This window comes from Endozoicomonas sp. ALB032 (genome assembly GCF_049310125.1).
In the GTDB taxonomy this organism is placed as follows: domain Bacteria; phylum Pseudomonadota; class Gammaproteobacteria; order Pseudomonadales; family Endozoicomonadaceae; genus Endozoicomonas_A.
The window spans coordinates 5228150-5245518 of the sequence record NZ_JBLYNW010000001.1; the positions used below are offsets into that span (position 1 = coordinate 5228150).

A 17369-nucleotide genomic window follows, 5' to 3' on the forward strand; every position below is an offset into this window, starting at 1 on the left:
CTGAGAAAGAAAATACTTAAATATCAAGTATTAAGGGCAAGGCTGAAGCTTGGCATTTATGGCTATTACCTCAGCATGGAAGCAGTGAGTTTATTCTCGCTAATTAATTTGTATAAAGTAAAGGAGAGAAGGCTATGGAATCAATGAGAACTTCTATGAATACGGCGCAGTGGCAGCCATTTAATCTGCCAGACACATCCTTACAGACTACCTCACAAGCTTCTGATATTGTTAAAAAACTGCTGGACAAAGTGTCATTAGGCATCCTCAGCGCCAAAGGTGTCAGGGACGACGAAAGCAAGGTAGTGTCTTCTACCAGCCTGGCTCCGGTTTTGGGAATGCTTCTGGCGTGTATAGATGATAAAGCCAGGAAAGCAGCAGTTCTGGGTATCCCTGAAGAAGAATTAACTGATGAGCTAGAGTCTCAGATCCATAAAAAACTCGGTGAATTCAGTGTAAACCACCCTTATAGTAATGAGAAACAAGCACTCTCTAGCACTAACTTTATAGGTTCTGCCTCTGCCGTCATTAATGAGAAGCTTAATCAGATACTGTCTGCATGTTATCAAACCGAAAAGCTGAAATGTGATGGCCATAACAAGTTCCTGGCTGACGTCGCAGAAGCCTTCGTGAAATGGAAGACCAATGGAAAAATCGAAAAGTTGTTTCATGGTCACTCTAAAGATCGACGAGAACTAATTACAGCGGTAATAGGTAATGTGATGGAATTCGAGGGTATCTGGAAAGACAAATTTTCTAAAGACAAAACGGTCAACCGGCCATTTTATTGCGCAGATGGAAGTTTTATTACAAACGTCAAGACGATGAGGTCGACTGAAGAGCTTCAATTTGCTAATACCCGTGCCTTTGATGCCATAGGCAAAGAATTCCAATCCGTGAATGGAGAAGACCTTAAATTAGTTGCAATTAAACCACGCTTTAAAGATCCTAAAGCGATTAACAAACTTGACTCTGAAACCATTAATCATCTGATTGAAAGATTAAATGATCATAAAGTAAAGATGGATCTAAGACTTCCGAAAATAAAATTAGATAATTGTTGTGATACCAGGTTACTCGAAAAAATTTCTGAGGTATTTGGAACCAACATAATAACGGCTGGTGATTTAACAAGATTAGGCGATTCATCATACTGTGATCTGGAAATACTTCAGAAGACCAAAGTATCTATTGGTGAAGAGGGAGCTTATGGTACAGTCGCCACTGTCGCAACAACTACTCTTAGGGACAAATCCTCTGAGCATCCCAGCTTTGATTTTGATTGCCCTGGCTACATTGCCATTGTAGATAGTCAAGGTAATCGGTTGCTTGAGATGGTGATTAAGGATGGCAGCTTTTTAGAACTTGACGGTACACCTGTAATCATACCCGCTGAAAAACAGAGCTTTGGTATATCTGATAGTGATGATGATATGTCTGATAGTGACGATGATCAAAGCAGTCAAATCGATTTACCCACAAAAACAAAGATGGTACAAAAAGACTTATCTGTGATAACACAGTTATCTTTTGATCTTACTGAAAGTGTAGATGTGAGTACTTTTATAAATAACTATTATAATCCGAATGGGAAGCTTGATATTCAAAGCGCTAAGGCAGATAATGAACGTTTAACTATCAAAATCTCTTCTCTGCGTGACGCTAAAGATCTTAAAGAAAGAATATTAGAATCCATTGGAAAAGAATATGAATCTTCTATCAACGCTTATCCTCTTCAAGTACATATTTCAACTGATGCTTGGGAAAAAATGATTCATAGAATAACTTCTGGGCAATCATAAACAAAAAGGCAAATCCGGAGTATAATCACCTCCGGACTTTTTTATTAAAAAAAGCCTAAAAGTATCGTAGCCCCCATAATATGGACAGATAGACAAGTTAAGTTTTATAGCAGTACTTTGGACAGAGATAAATCCACCGTGGTAACGGCCTCTATGGCAGGAAACAAGATGTTATCGTAACTAACTAACCAGTTAGTGATTAATGCGAAAGCAAATACTTAACTCATAGTAATGCTACATAACACAGAATTTACGGCTATTTGAAAAGCATGCGCTGTCCGCAAACATGGAAGCAGTATGTTTGTCCTGAATAAAAATAAATTTTTATCAGAGTTAGGAGAAAATATAATGGGACCTATTAGACATTCATTAAGACAATTATCATTGTCATCGCAACTACTAAATGTTCGAAACACATCCTTCAAAACCACCTCACAGGCTTCATATCTTGTTAAAAAACTGATTGATAAAGTGTCATTAGGAATTCTGAACGCTGCAGACGCCAGGGACGATAAAAGCAAGGTAGTGTCTTCTACCAGCCTGGCTCCGGTTCTGGGTATGCTTCTGGCGAGTATGGATGATAAAGCCAGAAAGGCATCGGTTTTGGGTATCTCTAAAGAAGACTTAACTGATAAAATGGAAACTGAGATCCATAAAAAACTAGGTGAATTCAGCGTTAACCATCCTTACGCCAAGGATCCGGATCAGAAACAGGCACTCTCTTGCAGTAACTTCATAGGTTCTACCTCTGCCCTCGGGAATGAGAAGCTTAATCAGACACTGTCTGAATGTTATCACACCGAAAAACTGGAATGTCATGACCATGACAGGTGCCTGGCCGATGTCGCAGAAAATTACGTGAAAGAGAAGACCAATGGAAAAATCGAAAAGTTGTTTCATGGTCATTCTAAAGCTCGACGAGAACTAATTAAAGCGGTGATAGGTCATGTGATGGAATTCGACGGTATTTGGAAAGATGAATTCTCTGAAGACAAAACGGTCCACCGCCCATTTAATTGCGCAAATGGAAGTTTTATTAGAAACGTCAAGATGATGTCTTCAACTGAAGAGCTTCAATTTGTTGAGACCAGTGAATTTGATGCCATTGGTAAAGAATTCCAATCCTTGAATGGAGAAGACCTTAAATTAGTTGCAATACAACCACACTTTGAAGATCCTGAAGTGATTAATAAACTTGACTCTGAAACCATTAATCATCTGATTGAAAGATTAAATGATCGTAAAGTGAAGATGGATCTAAGACTTCCGAAAATAAAAATAGAGAATAGTTGTGATACCAGGTTACTCGACAAAATTTCTGAGGTATTTGGAACCAACATAATAAAGGCCGCTGATTTAACAAGATTAGGCGATTCATCAGACGGTGATCTGGAGATACTACAGAAGACCAAAGTATCCATTGGTGAAAAGGGAGCTTATGGTACAGTGGCCACTGCCGCAACAACTACTCTCAGGGACCCATCCTCTCGTCCCAGCTTTGAGTTTAATTACCCTGGATACATTGCCATTGTCGATGGACAAGGTAATCGGTTGCTTGAGATGGTGATTAAGGATGGCAGCTTTTTTGAGCTTGGCGGTACACCTGAAATCACACCCGCTGGAAAACAGAGCTCTGACAACCAGTCAGGTTATTACGATTTTGACATGTCTGATAGTGAAGATGATATGCCTGATAGTGACTATAATACAGAGCCTAAAATCGATTTGCCCACAAAAATAAGGCTGGTACAAGAAGACTTATCTGCAATAAAACGGTTATCTTTTGACTTTTTTGAAACTGTAAATGTGAGTAATTTTATAAAAGACTATTATGATCCGGATGGGAAACTTGAAATTAAAAGCGCTATGGCAGATGATAAAATTTTAACACTCGAATTCTTTTCTTCGGATGACGCTAAAGATCTTAAAGAAAGAATATTAGAATCCATAGGAGAAGAATATAGATCTGCTGTTAAGATTTATGAAAGAGATAATCCTGTTGAAATAATAGTTAATAATAATACCTGGCATAAAATGATTGCTAAAATAACTTCTGGACAATCATAAACAAAAGGCCAAATCCGGAGTTTAATCACCTCCGGATTTTTTTAACAAAAGCCTAAAAGTATCGTAGCCCCCATAATATGGACAGATAGACAAGTTAAGTTTTATGGCGGTACTTTGGACAGAGATAAATCCACCATGGTAACGAGCCTTTATGGCAGGAAACAAGATGTTATCGTAACTAACTAACCAGTTAGTGATTAATGCGAAAGCAAATACTTAACTCATAGTAATACTACATAACACAGAATTTACGGCTATTTGAAAAGCATGCGCTGTCCGCAAACATGGAAGCAGTATGTTTGTCCTGAATAAAAAATTAATTATTATCAGAGTTAGGAGAAAATATTATGCACCCTATTGGACATTCATTCAGACAATTTTCATTGTCATCGCAACCGCTAAATCTGCGAAACACATCCTTCAAAGCCACCTCACAGGCTTCATATCTTGTAAAAAAATTGATTGATAAAGTGTCATTAGGAATTCTGAACGCCTTAGACGACAGGGACAATAAAAGCAAGGTAGTGTCTTCTACCAGCCTGGCTCCGGTTCTGGGTATGCTTCTGGCGAGTATGGATGATAAAGCCAGAAAGGCATCGATCCTGGGTATCTCTAAAGAAGAGTTAACTGATGAGATGGAGATTGAGATCCATAAAAAACTAGGCGAATTCAGCATTAACCATGCTTACGCCAAGGATCCGTATCAGATACAGAAGGCACTCTCTTGCGCTAACTTTATAGGTTCTGACTCTGCCGTCATAAACGAGCATCTTGATCAGATACTGTCTGTATGTTATCGAACCGAAAAGCTGGACCGTCCTGACCAGGACAGGTGCCTGGCCGACATCGCAGAAGACTTCGTGAAAGAGAAGACTCATGGAAAAATCAATAAGTTGTTTCATGGTCATTGTAAAACTCGACGAGAACTGATTACAACGGTAATTGGCAATGTGATGGAATTCGAGGGTATCTGGGAGAGGCCATTTTCTAAAGAAAAAACGGCCTCGGGCAAATTTATCTGCGCAGACGGAAGTATGATTGAAAACGTCAAGATGATGAAGTCAACTGAAAACGTGCAATTTTTTGATAATGGAAAATTTGGCGCCATTGGCAAAAATTTCCGATCAGTGAATGGTGAAGATCTTAAATTAGTCGCAATAATAACCCCTGGTGACAGTCCGACAGGGATTAACAACCTTGATTCTGATACAATCAATCACCTGATTGACGGATTAAATGGCCGTAAAAAAGAGATGGATCTAATGCTACCCAGGATAAAAATAGACGGCAGTTGTGACACTAATTTACTCGACAAAATTTCTCAGACATTTGGAGCCGATGTCATAAGGTCTGAAGATTTAACAAGATTAGGCCATCCCTCAAATTGTGATCTGGAAATTCTTCAGAAGACCAGAGTATCCATTAATGAAGAGGGAGCTTATGGTCAAGTTGCCACTGCCGCAACAAGAACACTCAGAGGCTTCGGTACAAAAAAACCACCACACTTTCATTTTGTCTCCCCTGGTTACATTGCCATTGTAGATGGACAAGGCAATCGGTTGGTGGAGATGCTGATTAAGGATGGCAGCTTTTTAGAATTTTATGCGGCCGGGAATGACTCAGCTGAAAGCTTGAAATCTAATGATTTGAAATCTGATAAAAGTTTGAAACCAAATGACTTGACAGCTGATAGCAAAATGACTCCTATCGAAAATTATAAAAATTACAGAAAAATAGATGAACCCAAAAAAGACGAAAAAATTATTGAAGAAACTATTAACTCTATAAAATATATGTTACCAGATGATGAATCTATTGATGTGAGTAAACTAATATACCATAAGTTTGATCCGAAAGAGGATTTTAATATCAAAAGTGCCAAAGCAGTTAAATCCAGATTAGCTATCCATACTGGTAGTAAGGATAATGCCCTTGATATCAGAGAAAGAATATTAGAATGGCTTGATTACAAACATGTAGATTTTGTTAAAGTTTGGCATGGTTTTGATGGCTTTGAAGTAGAAGTTTCAAATGATGCCTGGGATGCACTGCGGAAGAAATTAACTTCTACACAATCATAAATAAAATGCCAAATCCGGAGATTAACCACCTCCGGATTTTTTATTAAAAAAAGCTTCAGGGACTCAGCTTGCGAATTTCAGCCAACAACTCATCACTATGGTGGCAAAGCATGCCTCACCTGCACCATTGACGACCCTCTTGTCATTTTTTGCTTATCGTCGCAGCCTGGATAATAACTTGCCACCACAAGAATACTGTATATAATCACAGATACTGTATAAAAAAACAGATTGAGAGACCATGATCAAACTGACTAAACGGCAATCCGAGATACTGGACCTGATCAAATCTCATATTGACGAGACAGGTTTCCCACCCACCAGAGCCGAAATCGCCAAGACCTTCGGCTTTCGCTCACCCAATGCTGCCGAAGAACATCTCAGGGCACTGGCCCGTAAAGGCGCTATCGAGATTACCCCCGGCGCCTCCCGCGGTATCCGTATTCCGGACAGCCAGCCTGAAGGCCTTCCGATTATCGGACAAGTTGCTGCCGGGAACCCGATCCTCGCCCAGGAACATATCGAAGACCACCTGATGCTCAATCCCGCTTTCTTCACCCCATCGGCAGACTTCCTGTTAAGGGTAAAAGGAATGAGCATGAAGGACATCGGGATTCTTGATGGTGACCTGCTGGCCGTTCACAAGACAACAGATGTTCGAAACGGTCAGGTTGTCGTCGCCCGGATTGAAGATGATGTCACCGTAAAAAGATTCGAGAAACAGAAAAACAAAGTATTGCTGCATCCGGAAAACGACGAGTTCGAAACCATAGTCGTTGATCTCACTCAGGATGCCTTTGCCATCGAAGGTTTAAGCGTCGGAGTCATCAGAAATCAGTCCTGAGACGGAATAAGATGAGCCTGACCATTACCAGAGACAGTACTCACAACAGGCAGCTGTTGTTAAAGGCCCACTACGCTGAAGTGCGAATAACAAACAGCGTCCGGGCTATGCCAGAAGGAAGAATTTATGCTGTACCGAACCAGCAGTGAAAGGCACAATTTTTCAGCCCCAAGCTACCAGACCAATACAGTCTGCATTAACCCCTCGTGCCTAGAAAAGACTTTATCAGGAAAAACTGAAAAGTCTCTGAAGCCCAGTATTAATGAACTCATTCTTTCAGGTCAACCCTGGCAGGCAGAACAACTCCTGACGCCCATGCTCAGTCAGCTGTCCACTGACAGTGAACGTTGGTTGACCCTGATTCTGGCAGATGACACCAGAACCCTGCACTGGTTAAAGAATTGCGACTTAAATCATGACAAGGTGCAAATCTTTAGCTCCAACAATATTAATCAGACATTGGAACTCACCAGGAAAGCGCTGGCATCCGGAACCAGCCACACTGTCATCAGCTGGCTGGGGCATTTGGATAAAGGGTGGCTAAGTAGGCTTGAAAGCGCAGCCAGGAATGGACAGTGTCAGGGGCTGGCTATTCGCAGTAGACAGGTTGCATGATGCCTGTCATTTCCATGAAAATAGAGTCAGTGCAGTACTCTGTTCTCAGGAATCTCTTCTTCAGAGGATTGCGGACGAGTGAGTTCAGCAACTTCACGCATGCCAGCATCAAACATGACCTTTGCCACTTGCAAATGGTCCCCTTCAAGATACTGTTTGGCTTCCTCTGAAAATTTCATAGTCAGCAGGGGCTCACCCTCGTCGTCACTGCTTCGCAGAACAATCTCTCCTGTTGGAAGTTCCACAATTTCCAAAAACGATGCAGCCATATTTCGTTCCATAAATAGCGTATAAGAGGGAGAAATCATGCAGCATTGTGACTTATGATGCAATAGGTCAGTAGAGAGTAATGCAAAGTGTTATTGCAGACTGGAAAGTAAAAACCCTTAAAAGAGCTGCAGCTTTTGCCCCCGTATTGCAGCATACACACGATAAACTGGAATTAATCAGGCTGTTAGCGACAGAGCAAAGCCCAATACTTTCGCACCATTCATCGTGCCATAATCAACAGGGCTGATCGCCTCAACCGGAACAGCATATTCGGCAGCACGCAGCTTGAGATCATTCAACATATATTTAACCTGAGGACCCAGCAGAACAACATCGAAACAGGCTACCTGTTCATCGAAATGACTAGCGCCGAAGGCTTCAACCTCGACTTCTTCACTCCGACTTTCAGCTGCTTCGCGCATTTTCTCCACCAACATGCTGGTAGACATACCTGCCGAACAGCACAGCATGATCTTAGTCATAAGATACCTCTGATCAAATTGAACAACAGCCATAAACAACAGAGTTCTAAACATTCCCACAATCATGCACGGTTTGAATCAATCCAGGCACACTATTATGAGTCATGAATCAGATCTAAAAAATCTAATCACCATTCAAGATTGAAATTTCTAAAGTGCCCTACCAACTCCTTGAGGGAGGCAAGAATACTCTTGGCACTTTCTGGCGTCTTAATACCTTTGGTGACTTCACTGGTATCCGAAGCAATCATAATCATACTGCTATTACTTGAATATGATTGTATATTACCATTAGCATTAAAAATATCGTCATAAGCTTTAAGTAAATCTGCCAGCCAACTGTCCGATGACTCCAGCTGCTTTAACTGCTCGAGTTCAGACACTTCTGCAGGTTGCTCATCCATCAATCTGCAAGCATCTTCCAGAGACAGCAACCGGGTCAGCTGCTCACCGTAGGGAGACAATATCTCCGCCAGCATCGAGGAATAGGCTTGACTGGCATGCATCAGAAATGCCTCTCGAAAAGCCTCCTGCTCAAAAGCTTCTGCTCTTTCCCAGGCATCCAGCTGTAAACGGGCATAGTGTAATTTTTTGTTGGTATGGGAACGCCACTGCTCAGACATAATCTTTCTCAAAAATAAAAAGACCTCCACGGATCTCTGTGAAGGTCTTGTTTGTGACGAGGCCAGGTCAGGATTTTTTACGCTTCCTGGTGACTTTTTCTTCCCACCTGCCGTCCTGGAAGGTAGCACTCCACCCTGTCGCCTTACCTTCAGACTCAGTCATAACATACTGAGTCCTGGTTTTGCGACTGTAGCGAATGATTGCGGGATTACCATCAGCATCCTGTCTCGGTGCATCCAGAAGATAATGATACTTTGGATCAATAGCCGCCTGATGCGGGATCAGTTCACTGACCAGAGGAGCACGGGTCTCACGGTTCTTTGGGAACTGACTGGCCGCCAGAAAAAGACCTGAGGCACCATCTCTGAGAATATAATGATCATCCACTTTCAGACATTTGAGCTCAGGCATGGGTACCGGATCCATTTTGGGGGGAGCCGCTTCCCCGCTTTTCAAGAGCTTACGGGTGTTTTTACACTCGCTGTTGGTACAACCAAAGTATTTACCAAAGCGTCCGGATTTGAGCTGCATCTCAGAACCGCACTTGTCACATTCAAGCACGGGACCATCATAACCCTTGAGTTTGAACTGACCTTTTTCCACTTCATAGCCAGAGCAGTCCGGGTTATTACCACAGACATGAAGCTTACGCTGCTCATCAATCAGGTAGCTTTCCATTGCCGTAGAACACTTGGGACAACGATGCATAGCCCGCAAGGCGTTGACTTCTGCATTCTCGTCGTCAGCATCTTCAACTTCTTCGCCGGGCACCAGATTAATGGTACATTTACAACGCTCCCTGGGCGGGAGCGAGTAGCCGGAGCACCCCAGAAATACTCCCGTACTGGCCGTGCGAATCATCATATCCCTGCCACAATCAGGACATTTGATATCGGTAGGAGAAGGGTCATTGGATCGCATACCGTCGCTGTCGTCTTCAGCCTGCTCCAGCTTGCTGCTGAAATCACTGTAGAAACTGTCCAGCAGATCTTTCCAGTTCTCACCACCTTCAGCCACTACATCGAGATTGGACTCCATCTTGGCGGTAAAGTTGTAATCCATGAGATCATGGAAGTTCTCAACCAGCCGGTCTGTGACAATATCGCCCATTTTCTCGGCATAGAAACGACGATTTTTCAGGGAAACATAACCGCGATCCTGAATCGTCGAAATGATGGAAGCGTAAGTCGAGGGCCTGCCAATGCCACGCTTCTCAAGCTCTTTTACCAGAGCCGCTTCACTGAAACGGGCCGGCGGTTTTGTAAACAGCTGTTTCGGGTCCAGTTTTTTCAGATCCAGCGGATCACCTTTTTCCAGAGCCGGCAGAATGATGTCTTCACCCTTTTTGGCTATGGCTGCCATAACCCGGGTGTAACCATCAAACTTGAGGGTTCTGCCCCTCGCCTTGAGATCAAAGTCGTCCACCCGAACTGTCAGGGACGTACTCAGGTACTCCGCAGGCGTCATCTGACAGGCAACAAACTGTCTCCAGATCAGTTCATAGAGCCGCTCTGCATCCTTCTCAAGACCGGAAATAGAGCCTGGCTCAGCAGTCACAGAGGAAGGACGTATTGCTTCGTGAGCCTCCTGAGCGCCTTCTTTACTGGAATACCGGTTCGGATTTTCAGGCAGATACCTTGAGCCGAACGTACCATCGATAAATTCCCGGGCACTCTCCACCGCTTCCTGACTCAGATTGGTCGAGTCAGTACGCATGTAGGTGATGTGACCCGCTTCATAAAGACGTTGGGCCATCATCATGGTCTTCTTGACACTGAATCCCAGACGCGTACTGGCCGCCTGCTGCAGGGTTGAGGTAATGAAGGGTGCAGAAGGACGACTTCGGGTCGGTTTGTCTTCACGCACGGTCAGCTTGTAATCAGCCTGTCTCAGCTTTTCAAGAACAACTCCGGTGGCAGCCTCACTGACAGGTCTGAAGGCATCGCCAGCTTCTTTGGCCACCTGAAAACGGATAACTTCTCCATTTTCCGTAGCCAGGTCAGCGTAAACTTCCCAGTACTCTTCCGGGATAAAGCTTCTGACTTCACGCTCGCGCTCAACAATCAACTTAACCGCTACTGACTGCACCCGCCCTGCTGACAGGCCACGGGCAATTTTAGCCCAGAGCAGAGGAGAAACCATATAACCTACTACACGATCGAGGAATCGCCTTGCCTGCTGGGCATTGACCCGGTCAATATTGAGAGAGCCGGGCTCTTTGAAGGCTTCCTGGATGGCATTCCTGGTAATTTCGTTGAAGACTACCCGCCTATAACGACCAGGCTCCCCCCCAATGGCTTCCTGAAGATGCCATGCGATGGCCTCTCCCTCACGATCCAAATCGGTTGCGAGGTAAATTGTGTCAGCCGATGCTGCAAGTCGACGCAGCTCGTCAACCACCTTCTCTTTGCCGGGCAGTATCTCGTAACGTGCCTGCCAGCCTTTTTCAGGGTCGATGCCCATTCTTTCAATCAGCTGTTCTTTGGCTTTGCGCTTCTTATGGATGATTTTCTGCTCAGGAGATAGCTTACGTGTCTCAGCAGCAGCCTTTGCCCGAGCTTTGGGGTCCACAGGCTTCCTGGAGCCACCTGCGGTGGGCAAATCACGAATGTGACCAACACTGGACTTAACAACAAAGTCCTTGCCCAGATATTTGTTTATTGTCTTCGCCTTGGCCGGCGACTCGACGATAACTAAAGATTTACCCATGCTACCTTACACGTCCTGTAATCAGCTCCATTGTTCCGGTTATGCTGACCAGCCTGGAAAAAAGATCATAAAACACTCAGTGCTGTCTGCGACCAAAACAAGAAAGGTCGGGAATTGAAAATTGTTTCAATATATAAGGTCAAGAAAAACATCGGTCAAGGAAAACCCTGCAATGATCCTGAATTTTTCTCGAACGACCCTCTTATTTATCGTTTCACAGCCTCAATGATTAATCCAGCCAGTTATAAGCAATAATATCCTTGAATATCAAAAGATTATTTAATTACTGTGAAGCCTGACAGATTTCATGATGATCATTGACGGGAAAAAATGTCGGGTTTTACCGACAAAATAACTTATGCAGACACTGAAAAATATACTCATTTTCGAAGCAGAATCTCTGCATAAAAATGCATCAAAAAGGAATACCCCGGAATAGAATTCCGGGGCGAGTACTTTCAGGCAGGATAAGCCAGACAGGAACCCGTCTGGCAAAGGCCGACGCCTTACAGACGTTCAAATACCGTAGTAATACCCTGACCCAGACCTACACACATGGTTGCTACACCGAGCGTACCATTGTTCTGCTTCATTACATTCAGCAGAGTACCGGAGATGCGGGCACCAGAGCATCCGAAGGGGTGACCCAGGGCAATAGCGCCACCGTGCAGATTCACCTTCTCATCCATCTTGTCGAGCAGATTCAGGTCTTTCAGGACAGGCAGAGCCTGAGCAGCAAAGGCTTCATTCAACTCAACATGATCAATGTCATCGATAGTCAGTCCTGCACGCTCGAGAGCTTTCTTGGTGCTGGGCACAGGACCATAGCCCATGATGGACGGATCAACACCGGCAACTGCCATGGAACGAATCACAGCCATTGGCTGAAGACCCAGGTCCTGTGCACGCTGTGCAGACATAACAATCATGCAGGAAGCACCATCGGTAATCTGGGAAGACGTTCCGGCTGTCACTGTCCCTTTCGGGTTAAAGGCAGGCTTCAACTGCGCCAGTCCTTCGAGTGTGGTTTCAGGACGAATCGTCTGATCTTCGGTGAAAACGGCCAGATTGCCATCATCATCATGTCCCTGCATAGGGATGATCTCATCTTTAAACTGACCGGCTTTGGTCGCTTCCCAGGCTCTCATGTGAGACCTCACACCAAATTCATCCTGGGCTTCACGAGTAATGCCGTGCATCAACCCCAGCATTTCTGCAGTCAGACCCATCATACCAGCAGCTTTGGCAGCGTACTTGGACAAGCGCGGGTTAGGATCCACTCCGTGCATCATACCCACATGGCCCATGTGCTCAACACCACCTACAACAAAGACATCACCGTTACCGGTTTGAATAGCCTGAGCAGCGGTGTGCAGTGCGCTCATGGAAGAACCACAAAGACGGCTGACAGTCTGGGCTGATGAAGTATGAGGAATGGGAGTCATCAAAGACGCCATACGGGCGACGTTCCAACCCTGCTCCAGAGTCTGGTTGACACAGCCCCAGATCACGTCTTCAACTTCTTCAGGGTTAACACCGGGATTACGGTTCAATACTCCGGTGATAAGGTTGGCAGACAGGTCATCGGCACGGACATTTCGGTACATGCCACCCTTTGAGCGACCCATAGGGGTCCGCCCAAAGTCAACAATTACGGCGTCTCTCGGATTAAGGCTCATAGTCAATTCTCTCTTAAATCTGTTGCTCGTGATTAACCATTTTTTTGTCGCTCAAGGCTGTTTACGCGCCGTAAAACGTCTTGCCTTCACGGGCCATTTCCCGCAGCTTTTCAGTAGGCTGATACAGAGGACTGATGTGAGCGTACTGATCAGCCAGTTCAACGAATTTGTCGACACCCATGCTATCGATGTACTTCAGGGCGCCGCCTCGGAAAACCGGAAAGCCGATGCCGTTGAGCAGAGCCAGGTCAGCCTCAGCAGCTGTATCAACAATGCCGTCTTCCAGTGTACGAACGGTTTCCATACACAGTGGAATCATCATGCGATCAATAATTTCCTGAGTCTCAAACTCACGACTTTCACCAGCCACTTCAGAGAGAAGCTCATAAGCCGCTTCGTCGACCACCTTTTTGGGCTTACCTTTCTTGTCCTGCTCGTACTTGTAGAAGCCGACATTGTTTTTTTGTCCGTAACGCCCATTCTCGAACATCACGTCAATGGCACTCTTCCAGTCACGGGACATACGGTCGGGGAAACCTTCAGCCATCACTTTTTCCGCATGAGAGCCAGTATCGATACCCACTACGTCAAGCAGGTAAGCCGGACCCATTGGCCAGCCAAACTTCTCCATGACTTTATCGACTTGCTGGAAGTCGGCACCGTCTTTCACCAGCGCGGCGAAACCACCAAAGTACGGGAACAGCACCCGGTTAACCAGGAACCCGGGGCAGTCATTAACAACGATAGGAACCTTACCCATCTTCTTGGCATAAGCAACAACCGTTGCCACCGTTTCTTCGCTGGTCTTCTCACCACGAATCACTTCCACCAGAGGCATTGCGTGAACCGGGTTGAAGAAGTGCATGCCACAGAATTTTTCGGGTCTTTTCAGATCCTTAGCCAGCTCTGTTATTGAAATGGTTGAAGTATTGGAGGCCAGAACAGCGTCCTCACTGACGTGATTTTCTACTTCGCCCAGGACTGCCCTCTTAACATTGACGTTTTCGACAACGGCTTCGACAACGACATCAACATCACCAAACTCACTGTACGACAGAGTTGGAACAATGTGATTAAGAACCTCTCCCATTTTCAGAGGGTCCATACGACCACGGGCCACTCGCTTGGACAGCAGCTTGCTGGCCTCGCTCAACCCCAGATTCAGACCTTCCTGAGCGATGTCTTTCATCAGGATGGGAGTGCCTTTATAAGCAGATTGGTATGCAATACCACCACCCATGATGCCGGCGCCCAGAACAGCGGCTTTCTCAACTTTACCTGCCTTTTTGGTCAGCTCCTTGGTCTTCTTCTTGAGCATCTGGTCGTTCAGAAACAGACCCACCAGGACGTCAGACACAGGCGTCTTGGCCAACTTGACGAAACCTTCAGCTTCCACTTTCAGGGCTTCGTCTCTTGGCAGCTCGGCATGCTTTTTGATCGCTTTGACAGAAGCCACAGGTGCTGGCATGTGAGGGCCCGCTTGCTGCTTGACAACCGCCGTAGCTGTTTCAAAAGCCATCAGCGATTCCAGCAAAGGCAGCTTGAGAGGTGAACGCTTTTCATCCTTACGGGCATTGTAATCCAGCTCACCTGCCAGGCAGCGTTTGATGATAGCTACCGCTGAGTCCACCAGCTTTTCGGTTTCAACGACTGCGTCTACAGCACCCACTTTCAGAGCTGCATCAGGCTTCTGTTCACGACCGGCAGCAATCCACTCGATCGCGTTATCAACACCGATCAAACGTGGCAAACGGACAGTCCCACCCCATCCCGGGTAGATACCGAGTTTAACTTCAGGCAGGCCGACACCGCCTTTGTTGGACAGAACACGATAGTCAGCACACAGGCAGATCTCAAAACCACCACCCAGAGCGCTGCCATTGATGGCGGCAACGGTCGGCATATCCAGATCTTCAAAACTGCTGAAGGTCTGGTTTACGCCCATGACCATCTCCATCAGTTCACTCTCTTCCTGACGGAAGTTGGAAGTGAACTCCTTGATATCAGCACCAACAATGAAAACGCCTTCCTTGCCACTGGTAAGAACGACACCCTTAATGGTGCCGTCCGACTTGATGGCCTGGACTGCAGCATTAAGATCTTCAATGGCAAGCCGGTTGAACTTGTTCACCGACTCCCCATCCAGGTCAAATCTCAACTCAGCGATGCCGCTTTCAAGTGCCAGAACCTTGAACGCTTTCCCCTGATATATCATTTATCTCTCTCCGGACGGATTGAAAAAGGTTGTCCTGATAACTGACGTCTGAACAAATGGCGCCAGAAGTCTGACTGAAAATAGTGCCTTTAACGAAAATGGCAGATTATTCTCAGTAAGACTCCTGATGAATACATCTCAGACTGTGTTCGCCAGAAATTCATACAACCGTTTGAATTTTTGAGCCTACCTTCTTTGAATTTTTTATCAATGTCAAGGAAATGAACACCAATATATCCGCAAAAATACTGATTCATAACAAATACCCATTGCAAATTTACTTGGACAACTCCATTTACAGCCATACAATATAGGCGTTTGGTCTATGATGCCTGCAGTAAATCGCCACTTTATGTCACAACCTCATATCGCAACTTTATGCAGCGGTATTGTAGCTGTAGTGGTTATAGTGCATAGCCATGATCCGGAAATGCAGCTCACCGGCTCAGATGATAAAAATGGCTACGAAACTGGATTGAGCTGCATTTCTCTGAAAAACACCGGGAAGAGAGAGACGGTCTATGAGTCAATATAACCATATACTCGTTGCTATTGACCTGTCTGACGAGGCAGACGATGTTCTGGATAAAGCAAAGTCTCTTGCAGAAACCTACCAGGCAAGACTGACACTGGTGCATGTGGTTGAACCACTGAGTGTGGCTTATGGCAGTGATATCCCACTGGACCTCACAACCCTTCAGGATGAAATCACCCAGCAGGCCAGAGAGCGTATTTCGCGTTTGGCAGAGAGTATTAATCTGGACAAGGGCGAACAGCATGTCGTTTATGGCCGCCCGGAAAGAGAAGTACATCGCATCGCTGACGAATCAGACGTTGACCTGATCGTTGTTGGAAGCCACGGCAGACACGGTCTGGCCCTGATCCTCGGCTCAACATCAACCAGCATTCTGCATGGTGCGGGCTGTGACGTTCTGGCGGTGAGAGTGGGTAAAAATAACAACCATAAGTAAGAACAGAAGTGGTGAGTTAACATTTAGCAGATATCTGTTCTTAAGACTGCACGCTGCTGACTGTTGACTCCCGACTTAATAAAAATACTATCTCATGGTTGAGGACTTGTTCGCATCTTCTTTAAATAATCGAGCCACTCCGTGAATTTCATCAAATAATATACACGTTTTATCAGATCTCTTTTCTGTAACTTTGCTGTCTTGTCACGTAGACGTTTTCTCAGTTCTTTTCTCTGTAACTTTGCTGCCTCGTCCATGGTTTCATTAACTTGTTCAGAGTCATGAGAGACAAAAGTTGGAAGCAAGCCAATAGTTGTGCCAGGAAGCAGTTCCCATAATTCAAATGATTGAAACACCAGATCCTTAAATCCGACGATGAGGATTTCCAGTATGACGCAATAATCATTTTGATCAGGAAAAGCTCTGTGTAATTGTTGGTTTATATAATATTTGATGTGTACCAATAGTTTTCGAAATAATTCAGGTTCCAGATTTCCCAAAGAAGTGAATGTTAGAGTTATCCAAATCTCGATTTTTTTAAATAATGCCTTTTCTTTGCGCTCATAGTTATAAAAGGTTGTCGTTTTTCCTGATGCTCTGAAATATTTCTTTATATTAACAATATCTGTTTCTACGTGTGAATACCTTGATTGATCGAAAGGGTCGAGCATCAGACTTATGACATCAATCAGTTTCAAGAACTGATTACCCCAAGCCACTAATTCAGGTTCTTCATTACCATGCTCTTGTATTAGCTCCAGCATATGATCAGCTGATCTTTGCTGTCGCTTATAGATCGCTATTCTATGACTATTAATGTTATTGTTGAGCAGTTTGGCAGCGTCTATTAATAATAAATCGACTGATACAATATTGGATTGCCCAGACTCTAAGGGAACCTCCAATTGCTGCAAAAGTTTCATGCGTTCTGTATCAAAAGATTTCAGACCAGAAAAGACTGAAGACGATTTTGTAACATTTTCTTTTAAAACATTTTTATCTTTTATCGG

General features: G+C 44.6%; 13 protein-coding genes. 6 read left to right on the forward strand and 7 right to left on the reverse strand.

The annotated features are described in order from the left end of the window. Window positions 1-134: 134 nt before the first annotated feature. The 5 genes from ACO6VG_RS19100 to ACO6VG_RS19120 all read left to right on the forward strand — a co-directional run bounded on the left by ACO6VG_RS19100 (window position 135) and on the right by ACO6VG_RS19120 (window position 7409). Window positions 135-1802, forward strand: a complete 1668-nt coding sequence (locus tag ACO6VG_RS19100; RefSeq protein WP_422410542.1) for a serpin family protein — start codon at window positions 135-137, stop codon at window positions 1800-1802. 297 nt (window positions 1803-2099) lie between these two features. Beyond that, window positions 2100-3869 (forward strand): serpin family protein, encoded by a 1770-nt coding sequence (locus tag ACO6VG_RS19105; protein ID WP_422475154.1) that lies wholly within the window; start codon window positions 2100-2102, stop codon window positions 3867-3869. 347 nt (window positions 3870-4216) lie between these two features. After that, a complete protein-coding gene (locus tag ACO6VG_RS19110) occupies window positions 4217-5950 on the forward strand; it encodes a serpin family protein (RefSeq protein ID WP_422475156.1) in 1734 nt (577 codons plus the stop codon). 241 nt (window positions 5951-6191) lie between these two features. Further along, window positions 6192-6794, forward strand: a complete 603-nt coding sequence (gene lexA, locus ACO6VG_RS19115) for a transcriptional repressor LexA (protein ID WP_422137976.1) — start codon at window positions 6192-6194, stop codon at window positions 6792-6794. Between the two features lie 126 nt (window positions 6795-6920). Then, entirely contained in the window at window positions 6921-7409 is a 489-nt protein-coding gene (locus tag ACO6VG_RS19120) for a SulA-like leucine-rich domain-containing protein (protein ID WP_422475158.1), read from the forward strand. Between the two features lie 26 nt (window positions 7410-7435). Here the strand turns inward: ACO6VG_RS19120 and ACO6VG_RS19125 are convergent, their stop codons facing one another. The 6 genes from ACO6VG_RS19125 to fadB form a co-directional block, all read right to left on the reverse strand. Next, entirely contained in the window at window positions 7436-7678 is a 243-nt protein-coding gene (locus ACO6VG_RS19125; protein WP_422133776.1) for a hypothetical protein, read from the reverse strand. 177 nt (window positions 7679-7855) lie between these two features. Beyond that, a complete protein-coding gene (locus ACO6VG_RS19130; protein WP_422475160.1) occupies window positions 7856-8161 on the reverse strand; it encodes a PTS sugar transporter subunit IIB in 306 nt (101 codons plus the stop codon). Window positions 8162-8289: 128 nt separating this feature from the next. Further along, window positions 8290-8784 carry a DUF6586 family protein gene (locus ACO6VG_RS19135; RefSeq protein ID WP_422133778.1) on the reverse strand — a complete coding sequence of 165 codons (495 nt, stop codon included), beginning with the start codon at window positions 8782-8784 and terminating at the stop codon, window positions 8290-8292. Window positions 8785-8851: 67 nt separating this feature from the next. Beyond that, entirely contained in the window at window positions 8852-11494 is a 2643-nt protein-coding gene (topA, locus tag ACO6VG_RS19140; RefSeq protein ID WP_422133779.1) for a type I DNA topoisomerase, read from the reverse strand. A gap of 506 nt (window positions 11495-12000) precedes the next feature. Next, complete coding sequence (gene fadA, locus ACO6VG_RS19145) at window positions 12001-13173, reverse strand: acetyl-CoA C-acyltransferase FadA (protein WP_422133780.1); 1173 nt, start codon at window positions 13171-13173, stop codon at window positions 12001-12003. A gap of 61 nt (window positions 13174-13234) precedes the next feature. Beyond that, window positions 13235-15388 carry a fatty acid oxidation complex subunit alpha FadB gene (fadB, locus tag ACO6VG_RS19150; protein WP_422133781.1) on the reverse strand — a complete coding sequence of 718 codons (2154 nt, stop codon included), beginning with the start codon at window positions 15386-15388 and terminating at the stop codon, window positions 13235-13237. 521 nt (window positions 15389-15909) lie between these two features. Here fadB and ACO6VG_RS19155 point away from each other — a divergent pair. Further along, the gene (locus ACO6VG_RS19155) at window positions 15910-16359 is read left to right on the forward strand and encodes a universal stress protein (protein ID WP_317146481.1); all 450 of its coding nucleotides are present in this window, start codon (window positions 15910-15912) and stop codon (window positions 16357-16359) included. 92 nt (window positions 16360-16451) lie between these two features. Here the strand turns inward: ACO6VG_RS19155 and ACO6VG_RS19160 are convergent, their stop codons facing one another. Beyond that, entirely contained in the window at window positions 16452-17282 is an 831-nt protein-coding gene (locus ACO6VG_RS19160; RefSeq protein ID WP_422475162.1) for a hypothetical protein, read from the reverse strand. Window positions 17283-17369: the final 87 nt, after the last annotated feature.